The sequence below is a fragment of the Thermomonas sp. XSG genome (genome assembly GCF_014678725.1).
In the GTDB taxonomy this organism is placed as follows: Bacteria; Pseudomonadota; Gammaproteobacteria; order Xanthomonadales; family Xanthomonadaceae; genus Thermomonas.
The window spans coordinates 1,208,006-1,221,767 of sequence record NZ_CP061497.1 but is presented as its reverse complement, the minus strand read 5'-3'; the positions used below and the strand labels follow the sequence as shown (position 1 = coordinate 1,221,767).

General features: G+C 63.4%; 8 protein-coding genes, 2 tRNA genes and 3 rRNA genes. 8 read left to right on the top strand and 5 right to left on the bottom strand.

The features are described from left to right. Positions 1-79 precede the first annotated feature (79 nt). The 6 genes from tyrS to rrf all read left to right on the top strand — a co-directional run bounded on the left by tyrS (position 80) and on the right by rrf (position 6,962). The gene (tyrS, locus tag ICG51_RS05780) at positions 80-1,306 is read left to right on the top strand and encodes a tyrosine--tRNA ligase (RefSeq protein ID WP_223809534.1); all 1,227 of its coding nucleotides are present in this window, start codon (positions 80-82) and stop codon (positions 1,304-1,306) included. Positions 1,307-1,826: 520 nt separating this feature from the next. Next, a 16S ribosomal RNA gene (locus ICG51_RS05775) occupies positions 1,827-3,371 on the top strand. A gap of 92 nt (positions 3,372-3,463) precedes the next feature. Beyond that, a tRNA-Ala gene (locus ICG51_RS05770) sits at positions 3,464-3,539 on the top strand. 20 nt (positions 3,540-3,559) lie between these two features. Further along, positions 3,560-3,636: transfer RNA gene (locus ICG51_RS05765), tRNA-Ile, on the top strand. A 213-nt stretch (positions 3,637-3,849) separates the two neighbouring features. Continuing rightward, positions 3,850-6,707 (top strand): 23S ribosomal RNA (locus ICG51_RS05760). A 142-nt stretch (positions 6,708-6,849) separates the two neighbouring features. After that, positions 6,850-6,962: ribosomal RNA gene (rrf, locus tag ICG51_RS05755) — 5S ribosomal RNA — on the top strand. Together the 16S, 23S and 5S rRNA genes with 2 tRNA genes alongside form the textbook arrangement of a ribosomal RNA operon. Positions 6,963-7,115: 153 nt before the next feature. Here the strand turns inward: rrf and ICG51_RS05750 are convergent. After that, positions 7,116-7,502: a GtrA family protein gene (locus ICG51_RS05750; RefSeq protein ID WP_190282041.1), complete on the bottom strand. Its 387-nt coding sequence runs from the start codon at positions 7,500-7,502 to the stop codon at positions 7,116-7,118. A gap of 74 nt (positions 7,503-7,576) precedes the next feature. On the opposite strand from ICG51_RS05750, the gene glmU reads away from it, so the two are divergent. After that, positions 7,577-8,959, top strand: a complete 1,383-nt coding sequence (gene glmU / locus ICG51_RS05745; RefSeq protein WP_190282040.1) for a bifunctional UDP-N-acetylglucosamine diphosphorylase/glucosamine-1-phosphate N-acetyltransferase GlmU — start codon at positions 7,577-7,579, stop codon at positions 8,957-8,959. Between the two features lie 11 nt (positions 8,960-8,970). Then, positions 8,971-9,279, top strand: a complete 309-nt coding sequence (locus ICG51_RS05740) for a hypothetical protein (protein WP_190282039.1) — start codon at positions 8,971-8,973, stop codon at positions 9,277-9,279. Positions 9,280-9,316: 37 nt separating this feature from the next. On the opposite strand, the gene ICG51_RS05735 is transcribed toward ICG51_RS05740, so the two are convergent. Genes ICG51_RS05735 through ICG51_RS05720 form a run of 4 tightly spaced genes read right to left on the bottom strand, consistent with a single transcriptional unit; the run spans position 9,317 to position 13,735 of the window. After that, positions 9,317-10,627 (bottom strand): ATP-binding protein, encoded by a 1,311-nt coding sequence (locus tag ICG51_RS05735; protein ID WP_223809533.1) that lies wholly within the window; start codon positions 10,625-10,627, stop codon positions 9,317-9,319. Further along, positions 10,627-11,964 (bottom strand): sigma-54 dependent transcriptional regulator, encoded by a 1,338-nt coding sequence (locus ICG51_RS05730; protein ID WP_190282038.1) that lies wholly within the window; start codon positions 11,962-11,964, stop codon positions 10,627-10,629. The genes ICG51_RS05735 and ICG51_RS05730 overlap by 1 nt, the downstream gene beginning before the upstream one ends. Before the next feature lie 31 nt (positions 11,965-11,995). Then, a complete protein-coding gene (locus tag ICG51_RS05725; protein ID WP_223809532.1) occupies positions 11,996-12,502 on the bottom strand; it encodes a nuclear transport factor 2 family protein in 507 nt (168 codons plus the stop codon). 9 nt (positions 12,503-12,511) lie between these two features. Then, entirely contained in the window at positions 12,512-13,735 is a 1,224-nt protein-coding gene (locus tag ICG51_RS05720) for an FtsX-like permease family protein (RefSeq protein WP_190282037.1), read from the bottom strand. Positions 13,736-13,762 lie beyond the last annotated feature (27 nt).

The following is a 13,762-nucleotide window of genomic DNA, read 5'->3' as shown; positions in this document are numbered from 1 at the left end:
ACGGTTTAACGCGTGGTTAACGCTACCCGCCCCGAACATGAATGCGGTGTCGCACCCCCGCCGCCGGAGAGAAGTGCCCGTGTCCCCACAGTCCCCTGCCGACCTGCAGCCCATCCTGGACCTGATTGCCCGCGGCAGCGATGAAATCCTCAAGCGCGAGGAGCTGGAAGCGCGGCTGAAGCTCGGCCGGCCGCTGCGGATCAAGGCCGGCTTCGATCCTACCGCGCCGGACCTGCACCTCGGCCACACGGTCCTGCTCAACAAGATGCGCCAGTTCCAGGAGCTGGGTCACCAGGTGGTCTTCCTGATCGGCGACTTCACCGGGATGATCGGCGACCCCACCGGCAAGAACGTCACCCGCAAGCCGCTGACCCGCGAGGACGTGCTCGCCAACGCGCAAACCTACTCCGATCAGGTGTTCAAGGTGCTGGATCGCGAGCGCACCGAGGTGCGTTTCAACAGCGAGTGGTTCGGCGCCATGAGCGCGGCCGACATGATCAAGCTGGCTGGCCAGCACACCGTTGCGCGCATGCTCGAGCGCGACGACTTCGCCAAGCGCTACGCCGCGCAGCAGTCCATCGCCATCCACGAGTTCCTATATCCGCTGGTGCAGGGCTACGACTCCGTGGCGCTGAAGGCCGACGTCGAGCTCGGCGGCACCGACCAGAAGTTCAACCTGCTGATGGGTCGCGGGCTGCAGGAACACCATGGCCAGCCGCCGCAGATCGTGCTGACGATGCCGTTGCTGGAGGGCCTGGATGGCGTCAACAAGATGTCGAAATCGCTGGGCAACTACATCGGCATCGCCGAGCCGGCCATCGACATCGTCACCAAGACCATGAAGATCGGCGACGCGCTGATGTGGAAGTGGATCGACCTGCTCAGTTTCGAGATCGGTATCGGCGAGGCCGCGCAGCTGCGCGCCGAGGTGGGGGCCGGGTTGAATCCGCGCGACGTCAAGCTGCGCCTGGCGCGCGAGCTGGCGGCGCGCTTCCACAGCGCGGCCCAGGCCGAGCAGGCGGTCGCCGGCTGGCACGCGGCGGTGCGTGGCGAGGGTGACCTCTCCGCGCTGCCGCTGCAGGAGGTGGCCGTGCCGGCCGAGGGGTTGCGCATCGCCGCGCTGCTGGTCGCGGCCGGCTTGATGCCCAGCAACTCGGAAGCCAGTCGCAAGCTCAAGGAGCGTGCGGTGCGCATCGACGGTGAGGTGTTCGACGATGCTTCGCGGGTATTCGTGCCCGGCTTCGAGGGTGTGCTGGCGGTGGGCAAGCGCAACTTCGCACGTGTTCGCCTGACCCAGGCGGGGTGAGGACGCGCCAAGTTAGCTGAATGCGCGCGTGATACCCGTATTCAGGGGGTAAAACAAGACTTCCCAATCCTGCGAATGGGGTGCAAGATGCGCCCCCTTGCCGCTGCGGGTGACTGCGGAGGCGGGGCAGGGAAGTGAGGCGATCCGGGTGTTGACAGAGGTTGTAACCCGGGTATGATTCGCGGCCCTCCTGCAGCCGGTTTGCCGGAAGCGGGGCGGGAAAAAAAGTTCGTCACGGGGTGTTGACAGCAATGCAAACCCCTGTATGATGGGCGGCTCACTCGGACGCTACGGCGCTGAGGGGAAACGGGAAAGGCGCTGAGGCCGGCCCCGAAGATCTTTGACAGTGTGCGCAGGTGACTTGTGCGGGCGTCTGGTGATGGATGGTTGTCCATAGCAGACGTTCGAACAGAACCTCAATTCTTATAAGTATTTGTACGCAAGTACAACGTACAGCGAGTAATTGGGTCTGGTCGGGCTCTGCATTTCGAAGCATTAGAGGATTCGTCCTCGAAAACTTTAAGTGAAGAGTTTGATCCTGGCTCAGAGTGAACGCTGGCGGCAGGCCTAATACATGCAAGTCGAACGGCAGCACAGCAGAGCTTGCTCTGTGGGTGGCGAGTGGCGGACGGGTGAGGAATACATGGGAATCTGCCCAGTCGTGGGGGATAACGTATGGAAACGTACGCTAATACCGCATGCGCCCTACGGGGGAAAGCCGGGGACCTTCGGGCCTGGCGCGATTGGATGAGCCCATGTTCGATTAGCTAGTTGGCGGGGTAAAGGCCCACCAAGGCGACGATCGATAGCTGGTCTGAGAGGATGATCAGCCACACTGGGACTGAGACACGGCCCAGACTCCTACGGGAGGCAGCAGTAGGGAATATTGGACAATGGGCGCAAGCCTGATCCAGCCATGCCGCGTGAGTGAAGAAGGCCCTCGGGTTGTAAAGCTCTTTTGTCCGGAAAGAAAAGCATTCGGTTAATACCCGGGTGTTCTGACGGTACCGGAAGAATAAGCACCGGCTAACTTCGTGCCAGCAGCCGCGGTAATACGAAGGGTGCAAGCGTTACTCGGAATTACTGGGCGTAAAGCGTGCGTAGGTGGTTTGTTAAGTCTGATGTGAAAGCCCTGGGCTCAACCTGGGAATGGCACTGGATACTGGCAAGCTAGAGTGTGGCAGAGGGTAGTGGAATTCCTGGTGTAGCAGTGAAATGCGTAGAGATCAGGAGGAACATCCGTGGCGAAGGCGACTGCCTGGGCCAACACTGACACTGAGGCACGAAAGCGTGGGGAGCAAACAGGATTAGATACCCTGGTAGTCCACGCCCTAAACGATGCGAACTGGATGTTGGGTGCAATTTGGCACGCAGTATCGAAGCTAACGCGTTAAGTTCGCCGCCTGGGGAGTACGGTCGCAAGACTGAAACTCAAAGGAATTGACGGGGGCCCGCACAAGCGGTGGAGTATGTGGTTTAATTCGATGCAACGCGAAGAACCTTACCTGGCCTTGACATGCACGGAACTTTCCAGAGATGGATTGGTGCCTTCGGGAACCGTGACACAGGTGCTGCATGGCTGTCGTCAGCTCGTGTCGTGAGATGTTGGGTTAAGTCCCGCAACGAGCGCAACCCTTGTCCTTAGTTGCCAGCACGTAATGGTGGGAACTCTAAGGAGACCGCCGGCGACAAGCCGGAGGAAGGTGGGGATGACGTCAAGTCATCATGGCCCTTACGGCCAGGGCTACACACGTACTACAATGGTGGGGACAGAGGGCTGCGATACCGCGAGGTGGAGCCAATCCCAGAAACCCCATCCCAGTCCGGATTGGAGTCTGCAACTCGACTCCATGAAGTCGGAATCGCTAGTAATCGCAGATCAGCATTGCTGCGGTGAATACGTTCCCGGGCCTTGTACACACCGCCCGTCACACCATGGGAGTTTGTTGCACCAGAAGCAGGTAGCTTAACCGCAAGGGGGGCGCTTGCCACGGTGTGGCCGATGACTGGGGTGAAGTCGTAACAAGGTAGCCGTATCGGAAGGTGCGGCTGGATCACCTCCTTTTGAGACATGGCAACGCTGTTGCCAGACGTCCGCACAAGTGACCTGCATTCAGAGAGCGTGATTCCACAGGGGATCACGTGTCCCGTAATAACGGGGCCTTAGCTCAGCTGGGAGAGCACCTGCTTTGCAAGCAGGGGGTCGTCGGTTCGATCCCGACAGGCTCCACCACTGAAGTAGAGACACATTTTGGGTCTGTAGCTCAGGTGGTTAGAGCGCACCCCTGATAAGGGTGAGGCCGGTGGTTCGAGTCCTCCCAGACCCACCACTCTGAATGACACGCGCACACACACTTTGAAATGGCTGGGCATTGTGGCCTGGTCATGTTCTTTGAAAATAGGGAAGAAGAGTCAAACGAGCGTTTGAGACGTAAGTCTTGCAACGTGTCGAGGCTGAGGCGAAACGGCGTAAGCCGTTTTTATCAAGTGATAGTCGTACCATTCGCTGGTACGTGTCGTCCCGAGGCAACTTGGGGTGATATGGTCAAGCGAATAAGCGCACACGGTGGATGCCTTGGCGGTCAGAGGCGATGAAGGACGTGATAGCCTGCGAAAAGCGTCGGGGAGCTGGCAATAAGCTTTGATCCGGCGATGTCCGAATGGGGAAACCCACCCGCAAGGGTATTGCATGGTGAATACATAGCCATGCAAGGCGAACGCGGTGAACTGAAATATCTAAGTAACCGTAGGAAAAGAAATCAACCGAGATTCCGTAAGTAGCGACGAGCGAACGCGGACTAGCCCAAAAGTCGATCTTGTTTTAGCAAAACACTCTGGAAAGTGTGGCCATAGCGGGTGATAGCCCCGTATGCGAAAGGGCCTGATCGATGAAATTGAGTAGGGCGGGGCACGTGAAACCCTGTCTGAACATGGGGGGACCATCCTCCAAGGCTAAATACTCCTGACCGACCGATAGTGAACCAGTACCGTGAGGGAAAGGCGAAAAGAACCCCGGCGAGGGGAGTGAAATAGACCCTGAAACCGTGTGCGTACAAGCAGTCGGAGCCCGCAAGGGTGACGGCGTACCTTTTGTATAATGGGTCAGCGACTTACTGTTCGTGGCGAGCTTAACCGTATAGGGGAGGCGAAGGGAAACCGAGTCTGATAAGGGCGCATAGTCGCGGGCAGTAGACCCGAAACCGGGTGATCTAGTCATGCCCAGGGTGAAGGTACCGTAACAGGTACTGGAGGCCCGAACCCACGCCCGTTGCAAAGGTCGGGGATGAGGTGTGATTAGGAGTGAAAAGCTAATCGAACCCGGAGATAGCTGGTTCTCCTCGAAAGCTATTTAGGTAGCGCCTCGTATGTATCCTCTCGGGGGTAGAGCACTGTTATGGCTAGGGGGTCATCGCGACTTACCAAACCATTGCAAACTCCGAATACCGAGACGGACTGTACGGGAGACACACGGCGGGTGCTAACGTTCGTCGTGAAAAGGGAAACAACCCAGACCCACAGCTAAGGTCCCAAATTACCGCTGAGTGGAAAACGATGTGGAAAGGCACAGACAGCCAGGAGGTTGGCTTAGAAGCAGCCACCCTTTAAAGAAAGCGTAATAGCTCACTGGTCGAGTCGGTCTGCGCGGAAGATTTAACGGGGCTAAGCGGTAAACCGAAGCTTGGGGTGCATACTTTGTATGCGCGGTAGAGGAGCGTTCCGTAGGCCTGCGAAGGTGGATTGTAAAGTCTGCTGGAGGTATCGGAAGTGCGAATGCTGACATGAGTAACGATAATGCGGGTGAAAAGCCCGCACGCCGAAAGCCCAAGGTTTCCTTGCGCAACGTTAATCGACGCAGGGTGAGTCGGCCCCTAAGGCGAGGCAGAAATGCGTAGTCGATGGGAAGCTGGTTAATATTCCAGCACCTCGTGCAAATGCGATGGAGGGACGGAGAAGGTTAGGCAGGCCGGGCGTTGGTTGTCCCGGTGAGAGGGTTGAGGCGGTGCTCTTAGGCAAATCCGGGAGCGCAACGTTGAGACCAAGGACGAGTCCAATTGGACAGAGCTGCTGATATCACGCTTCCAGGAAAAGCTCCTAAGCTTCAGTTTGCACAGACCGTACCGTAAACCGACACAGGTGGGCAGGATGAGAATTCTCAGGCGCTTGAGAGAACTCGGGTGAAGGAACTAGGCAAAATAGCACCGTAACTTCGGGAGAAGGTGCGCCTCCTATGGTGAATAGCTGAAGGAGGCCGAAGTAACCAGGCCGCTGCGACTGTTTATCAAAAACACAGCACTCTGCAAACACGAAAGTGGACGTATAGGGTGTGACGCCTGCCCGGTGCCGGAAGGTTAATTGATGGGGTCAGCGAAAGCGAAGCTCTTGATCGAAGCCCCGGTAAACGGCGGCCGTAACTATAACGGTCCTAAGGTAGCGAAATTCCTTGTCGGGTAAGTTCCGACCTGCACGAATGGCGTAACGATGGCGGCACTGTCTCCACCCGAGACTCAGTGAAATTGAAATCGCTGTGAAGATGCAGCGTTCCCGTGGCAAGACGGAAAGACCCCGTGAACCTTTACTATAGCTTTACACTGAACGTTGAGTTCGTCTGTGTAGGATAGGTGGGAGGCTGTGAAGTGTCGGCGCTAGCTGGCATGGAGCCAACCTTGAAATACCACCCTGATGTGCTTGACGTTCTAACCTGGGCCCGTAATCCGGGTCGGGGACCGTGTATGGTGGGTAGTTTGACTGGGGCGGTCTCCTCCCAAAGAGTAACGGAGGAGCTCGAAGGTACGCTCAGCGCGGTCGGACATCGCGCACTGTGTGCAAAGGCATAAGCGTGCTTGACTGCAAGATCGACGGATCAAGCAGGTAGGAAACTAGGACTTAGTGATCCGGTGGTTCTGTATGGAAGGGCCATCGCTCAACGGATAAAAGGTACTCCGGGGATAACAGGCTGATACCGCCCAAGAGTTCATATCGACGGCGGTGTTTGGCACCTCGATGTCGGCTCATCACATCCTGGGGCTGTAGTCGGTCCCAAGGGTATGGCTGTTCGCCATTTAAAGTGGTACGCGAGCTGGGTTCAGAACGTCGTGAGACAGTTCGGTCCCTATCTGTCATGGGCGTTGGAGATTTGAGAGGGGCTGCTCCTAGTACGAGAGGACCGGAGTGGACGAACCTCTGGTGTTCCGGTTGTCACGCCAGTGGCACTGCCGGGTAGCTATGTTCGGAAGCGATAACCGCTGAAAGCATCTAAGCGGGAAGCGCGCCTCAAGATGAGATCTCCCGGGGCACAAGCCCCCTGAAGGAACCATCAAGACCAGGTGGTTGATAGGCAGGGTGTGTAAGCGCAGTAATGCGTTGAGCTTACCTGTACTAATGATCCGTGTGGCTTGACCATATCACCTCAAGTTGCTTCGCCTCGCGAAGTAACCCTTGGCCTCAACACGTTGATGGCTTGCTCCAAACGCTCGTTCACTCTTCTTCCCCCCCTTGAGAGCGTGGCGCTACCGTATAGACGGCCAGCGACCCTCCACCCTCTCCCTGGTGATAACAGCGCTGTGGTACCACCCGATCCCATCCCGAACTCGGAAGTGAAACACAGCTGCGCCGATGGTAGTGTGCATCCGCATGCAAGAGTAGGTCATCGCCAGGGTCTTTATCCCGCAAAACCCCAGCTCATCGAGCTGGGGTTTTGTCTTTCTTGCACCCCAATATCCACAAACACCCGGATAAACAGCCGGGGATGACGGCCGACGAAGGGACGATCCCGCTCCGTGCGGACGAGTCTCGCGGGCGACGGGTGTCTTCAGTCGATCCGGTACACCCAGTGCCGCGATGCCATGAACCCGAGCCCCGCGCACAGGACATCGGCCAGCGGCTTCAGCGATTGCGCGGTAGCCAGGCCCGCGTAGTGGTCGGCCATGTCGACTGCGACCGTGTTGAGCGTGGTCAGGACCAGCCACATGACCAGAAACCGTCGCGCGGCCCGCGTGCCCAGTTGATGGCCGTCGCCCGCAAACGTCCACTTGCCGTTCAGCCAGAAGCCCAGCAGCGCCCCCGAAATGCGGCCGGCGACATTGGCCGGGGCCACCGGCATCACCCACTGGCTCAGTGACAGCATGACCGCGTATTCGACCGCCCATTGCAGCAGGCCGACCGTGGCGTATCCCCCAAGGTGGCGACGCAGGCTCATGCACATGATTGTGACCCAGCGGGCATGCGCCCGCGACCGCTAGAATCGCGGCAGTCTCCGCAGGAAATCCCGACATGCCCAATCCGTCCACCCCGCCGCTGCACGTCGTGATCCTTGCCGCCGGCGAAGGCAAACGGATGAAATCGGCATTGCCCAAGGTGCTGCAGCCGATCGCGGGCCGGCCCATGCTGGCGCACGTGATCGATGCCGCGCGGGAACTGGCACCGGCCGGCATCCACGTGGTCTTCGGGCACGGAGGCGAGCAGGTGCGCGCGGCGTTTGCTGGCCAGCCTGACCTGCAATGGGCCGAGCAGGCGCACCAGCTTGGCACCGGCCACGCCGTGCAACAGGCGATGCCGGGGATTCCGGACGATGCGCGGGTGCTGGTGCTGTACGGGGACGTGCCGCTCATTACCGCCGCTACCCTGCGACGCCTGTTGGATGCGCCGAGACCGATCGCCGTGCTGGGTGCCGAGCCGGTCGACCCGACCGGCTACGGCCGGATCGTGCGCGACAGCGAAGGACATGTCGCCGCCATCGTCGAGCACAAGGATGCGGACGCGGCCCAGCGCCGGATTCACCTGGTCAACACCGGCATGATCACCGCAGTCGCGGGCACCCTGCGGGGCTGGCTGGACGGGCTGCGCAACGACAACGCGCAGGGTGAGTACTACCTCACCGACGTGTTCGGGGCCGCCGCGCGGGAGTATGCCGCGGCCGAGATCGTCGTTGTCGAGGATCCGGTGGAAACAGAAGGGGCGAACGACCCTTGGCAACTGGCCCAGCTGGAGCGCGCATTCCAGCAGCGCCAGGCGCGGGCGCTGTGCCTGCAGGGCGCACGCCTGGCCGACCCTGCGCGGATCGACATCCGCGGCAACGTGGCCGTCGGCCGCGACGTCGAGATCGACGCGAGCGTGGTGTTCGAGGGCGAGGTGGAACTCGGCGATCGCGTGCGCATCGGCCCGTTCTGCCGGATCAAGGACGCGCGCATCGGTGCGGACACGGTGGTTGCCGCCCACTGCGATATCGACGGCGCGATCTGCGAGGGCGGCGCGCACATCGGCCCCTACGCGCGGCTGCGTCCGGGCACCGTGCTGGCGGAAGGCGTGCACGTTGGCAACTTCGTCGAAACCAAGAAGACCACCTTGGGCCGGGGCAGCAAGGCCAATCACCTGACGTACCTGGGGGACGCGGTGGTGGGCGCCGGGGTGAACATCGGCGCCGGCACCATCACCTGCAACTACGACGGGGTGAACAAGTCCACCACCACCATCGGCGACAACGCCTTCATCGGCTCCAACAGTTCGCTGGTGGCGCCGGTCACCATCGGCGAAGCCGCGACCATCGGTGCCGGTTCGGTGATCGGCAAGGACGCCCCGGCGGGCAAGCTGACCCTCGCACGGGCCAGGCAGGACACCGTGGATGGCTGGCGGCGGCCGGTGAAGAAGCAGGGTTAGAACAAGTGTCCGTGTTGCCTCCGCGCCTGATGCAGCTGGCGCCGCGCGTGCTGGCGGCGACCTATGCGGTCGGCGCGCTGGCGCTCGCGCTTTCGGGCATCAGTCTGTGGCGCACCTACTGCGAGAACTTCGGCTGCATCGGCGTGGGGATTGCCTGGTTCGCGTGGACCATCGGCTACGGCCTCTTGCTGCTGGTCGCAGCGACTGCGCTGCGCCTGCAGCAGGGGCGTGCGCGGACAATGCTGCGCATGGGGCTGGGAGTGCAGGTCGTGGCTGGTGTGTTGCTGTTTGGCTACTGGGTGGTGCGGTCGGCAGGATGATGGGGCGGACGCACCGCCGACGCGCGGCGACGGTGATCTAGGCCGGCAGCACCATCGACACGCAAAGCCCACCGCCGTCGCGGTTGAGCAGGGCGATGCGCCCGCCGTGGGCCTCGGCGATTTCACGCGCCAGCGCCAACCCGAGGCCGGTGCCGTGGCGTTTGGTGGAATAGAACGGCAGCAGTGCGTTGGCCAGCACCGCTTCGTTCATGCCGCTGCCCCGGTCCAGGACCTCGATGCGCCAGCCGTCCGCGATGCGCCGCACCGACAGGCGCACTTCGCTCGCCTGGGTGCCCGATTCATGCGCGTTCTTCAGCAGGTTGATCAGCGCCTGCTCCAGCTGGGCCGCATCCACGCGGGCAATGCCGTCAGCGGGATGGAGCTCGGTGACGAACTCCACCTGCGTGCGCAGCTGCGCGACGAAACGCTGCCACTCCACCGGCTCCAGCCGCGGCGCGGGCAGCTTGGCGAAGCGCGCGTAGTCGCGGATGAAGCCTTCCAAGTGGCGTGCGCGTTCCTCGATGGTGGCCAGCGCCGACGGCAGGCGTTCGTACTGGCCACGGCGCAGCAGCTCCGTGCCGGAGTGCGCGAGCGAGGCGATCGGCGCCAGCGAATTGTTGAGTTCATGGCTGATGACGCGGATCACCTTCTTCCAAGTCTGGACTTCCTGCCGGCGCAGCTCCGCGGTCAGCTGGCGCAGCAGCACCAGTTCGTGGATGCGGCCGTTGAGGCGGAAGTTGCGCCGCGACAGGTGGTAGATGTCCTCATCGTCGTCGCTGCCGACGGTGAACATGCCATCGCCCCCGCGGGCGAAGGCCTCGCGCACCGCCGGGTCGGCGTCCCCGACCAAGTCATCGAAGGCGCGGCCTTCGAGGCGCTTGCCGTCGCCCAGCATGCGGCGCGCGGCGAGGTTGCCCAGCACCACGCGGCGCGATGGATCCACCAGCACCATCGCGACCGGGGTGTTCTGCACCATCGTGTCCAGCAGCAGTTCGCGCTGCACCAGCGCCAGGCGCTGCTCGCGCAGGGTGGTGCCCAGTGCGTTGTGGGCATCGACCAGTTCGATCAGGTCGCTGGCCTTGTCCCAGGTGATGCCGAAGCTGAAATCGCCGTCCCGGTAGCTGGCCACGGTGCCGGCCAGCGCGCGGAACAGGGCGCGCATCGGCACCAGCGCGCGCCAGATGATGGCCGCCACCAGCGCGCCCACGGCCGTGGCTGCGACCAGCGCGGCCGCCCACGGCTGCAGCCAGCGGTCCAGCAGCACGGTGACGAGGGCCGTCAGCACGATGCCCGCCACTGCGATGGCGATCATGCGGACCGCGATGGGCAGGACGCGGAGGACGCGCATCAGGTCCTCGGGATGCCGAGCCGGTCCAGCCGGCGGTACAGGGCCTGCCGCGACAGGCCGAGGTCGGCGGCGGCCTGCGCCAACACGCCGCCGCTGCGGGCGAGGGCGGCTTCGATCACCGCCCGGTCGGGCTCGTCGGCGTTCGCCAGGGGCCCCGCGGGGGGCGATGGCAGGCCGAGGTCGGCCGCTGCCACGGTATCGCCGCGTGCCAGCAGGCCGGCCCGCTGCATGACGTTGCGCAGCTCGCGCACGTTGCCGGGCCAGGGGTGCCGCTGCAGCGCGCGTTCCGCGTCATCGCCCAAGTACTTGCCGTTCGCGAGGAAGTGGCGCGCCAGCGGGAGGATGTCGCGCGGCCGCGCCGCCAGCGGTGGGATGCGCAGTTCGATGCCGTTGAGGCGGTAGAACAGGTCCTCGCGGAACTTGCCGTCCGCGATCAGGCTTTGCAGGTCGGCATTGGTGGCGCTGACAATGCGCACCTGAACGTGGCGCTCGCGGTTGCTGCCCAGCCGCGCGAAGCAGCCCGTCTCCAGCACGCGCAGCAGCTTCACCTGCCCGGCCAGCGGCAGGGTGCCGATCTCGTCGAGGAACAGGGTGCCGCCATCGGCCGCCTCGAACTTGCCCTCGCGCGGCTTGTTGGCGCCGGTGTACGCACCGGCCTCCGCACCGAACAGTTCGGCTTCGATCAGGTCCGCCGGCAGCGCGCCGCAGTTGAGCGCCACGAACGGCCCGGCGGCCACGCGCGAGTTGGCGTGGATGATCTCGGCATAGCGCTCCTTGCCGGCGCCGTTCGGCCCGGTGACCAGCACCGGGATGTCGGCGCGGGCGACCTGGCAGGCCAGGGTGAGCGCGGCCTCGCTGGCCGGGTCGGCGTAGACGATCCCGCGCAGGTCGTGTTCGCGCTCCAGCGCGCTGCGGCGCTGGCGTTCGCCGGCGCGGGCCTGGTCCAGCTGGCGGCGGTTGTCCGCCAGCTCCAGCAGGTTGTTGACCGTGGCGACCAGCTTGCGGTCGTCCCACGGCTTGGCGAGGTAGTCGGCAGCGCCGGCCTTGATCAGCTCGACCGCGGCCTCGAGATGCGTCCAGGCGGTCAGCAGGATGATCGGCAGGTCGGGATGCGCCTCGCGGATGCGATGGAACAGCGCCACGCCCTCGTCGCCGGAGGTGGTGTCGGCGACGAAGTTCATGTCCTGGATCACCAGGTCCACCGGCTCCCGTGCCAGCAGCGCCAGGCCTTCCTCCGGCGACTGCGCGCACAGCGTGCGGATGTCGTGCAGGGAGAACAGCAGGTCCAGCGCGGTGCCGACCGAGGGGTTGTCGTCGATGACCAGGATGACGGGCATGGGGCGATGGCTCGGGGGCGACGGCGGGAACTCAGGACGGATCGGGGTTCGGTCGGTGGCCGTAGCTCAGCACGCGGGTGATGGTCCATTGCCCGTCCTGCTGGCGCCACACGATCGTGAAATCGGCCTCGCCTTCGCAGCGGCCGGTGTCCGTCTGGCAGAACCGGTGCGTGCCTTGCGAGATCGCCCCGAATCCCTGGATCGGATAGACCCGAAGACTACCGGGGACCAGCGCCCGCGTGTAGTGCCCGCAGACGTGCTTGCGGGTGTTGTCGATCATGGCGTCGCGCGTCCAGGTGACGCCGCCTGTGTCGTGGTAGAACTCGACGTCCTCCGCGAAATAGCCGGCATGCCGGGCAAGCTGCGCCGGGTCGGCGCAGCGGTTGAACGCATCGAACACGGCGGTATCGAGGCTGGCGATCGTCGTGGACAACGCTTCGTTCTCCGCCGGAGGCGAAGGCGCCGCGGCCGCTGTCGCGGACAGCACGAGCAGGGTCGCGGCGAGGGAAAAGGCGTGCATGCGCGGCTCCTTGGCCATGGGTGGTGGTCAGATGGAGCGGGTGGCGACGGCCGGCGGCACTGCGGCCGCGCGCCGGGCCGGGCCCAGTACCGCCAGCTGGCCCAGCAGCCACAGCCCCAGCGCACCGACCGGCAGATAGGCCAGCGGCAGCCGCGGCATTTCGTACTTGCTGATCAGCAGCTGGTTGATCCCGAACGCCAGCACCATCCCCAGCACGATGCCGACCGTGGCCAGCAGGAAGTTCTCGGTCTGGAAGTAGCGCAGGATCTGCCCGCGGGTGGCGCCGAGGGCGCGGCGGATGCCGATCTGCTTGGTCCGCTGCTGCACCCAGAAGCTGGCCAGGCCGACGATGCCCAGCGCGGTGACCAGCAGCAGCAGGCCGCACACGATCAGCAGCAGGCCGATCATGTCGCGGTCGTCGGCGAAGAACTCGCGGCGGTTCTCGGAGAAGGTGATCGACGGCCGGATCAGGCGATTGGGGTCGACCTTCTCCAGGGTGGCGTCCACCTGCTTGAGGATCTCGTCGCGACGTGCCGGATCCGCCACGCGCACCAGGTAGATGCCACCGTTGGCGAAGTGCATGCGGAACGGGAAGATCAGCGAGTAGTCGCGGTTGCCGCCCATCCGCGCCGGCCGCACCAGGGTTTCGACCACGCCCACCACGGTCAGCGGGACGTCGGCCATGTACACGGTCTTGCCGAGCGGGCTGCTGTCGGGGAACAGCTTGCGCGCGGCCGCGGCGCTGAGGATCAGCGGCGACTTCAGCGCCGATGCGTCGGTCGCGGTTTCCAGCTCGGTGGTGTTGCGGAACTCGTCCGGCTGGAAGTCGCGGCCGGCGACCAGCTTTAGGCCCATCGCCTTCAGGGTGCCTTCGCTGACCATGTACTGTGCCGCGTTGAGGGTCGGTACTTCCTGGTCTGGGCTGGTGCCGAGCGAGGTGTTCCAGGAACCGTTGCGGAACGGCGTCTGGTTGACGATCACCACGTCGGTCACGCCGGGGATCGCGCGCAGCGCGGCCAGGTCCTCGCGGGTGCGGGCGTTGGCATCGACCTGGGTGCCGATGCCGGTGGCGCGGGCCATGATCAGGTGCGCATCGTCCATGCCGCTGGGCATGTTGAGGGTTTCCAGCCGCTGCGCGACCAGGAACAGCGCGTTGCAGAGGATCGCGCAGGTCAGCGCGATCTCCAGCACGATCAGCGCAGCCGCGGTCTTGTGGCGCGACAGGGTGGACAGAATGGGACGGATTTCCATCGGGATTCTCCGGGATGTCAGGTGCCG

What these genes read in the sequence shown, in the direction of transcription:
- ICG51_RS05750 (WP_190282041.1), bottom strand. Translation starts at nt 7,502, where the DNA reads ATGAGCCTGCGTCGCCACCTTGGGGGATACGCCACGGTCGGCCTGCTG.
- glmU (WP_190282040.1), top strand. Translation starts at nt 7,577, where the DNA reads ATGCCCAATCCGTCCACCCCGCCGCTGCACGTCGTGATCCTTGCCGCC.
- ICG51_RS05735 (WP_223809533.1), bottom strand. Translation starts at nt 10,627, where the DNA reads ATGCGCGTCCTCCGCGTCCTGCCCATCGCGGTCCGCATGATCGCCATC.
- ICG51_RS05730 (WP_190282038.1), bottom strand. Translation starts at nt 11,964, where the DNA reads ATGCCCGTCATCCTGGTCATCGACGACAACCCCTCGGTCGGCACCGCG.
- ICG51_RS05725 (WP_223809532.1), bottom strand. Translation starts at nt 12,502, where the DNA reads ATGGCCAAGGAGCCGCGCATGCACGCCTTTTCCCTCGCCGCGACCCTG.
- ICG51_RS05720 (WP_190282037.1), bottom strand. Translation starts at nt 13,735, where the DNA reads ATGGAAATCCGTCCCATTCTGTCCACCCTGTCGCGCCACAAGACCGCG.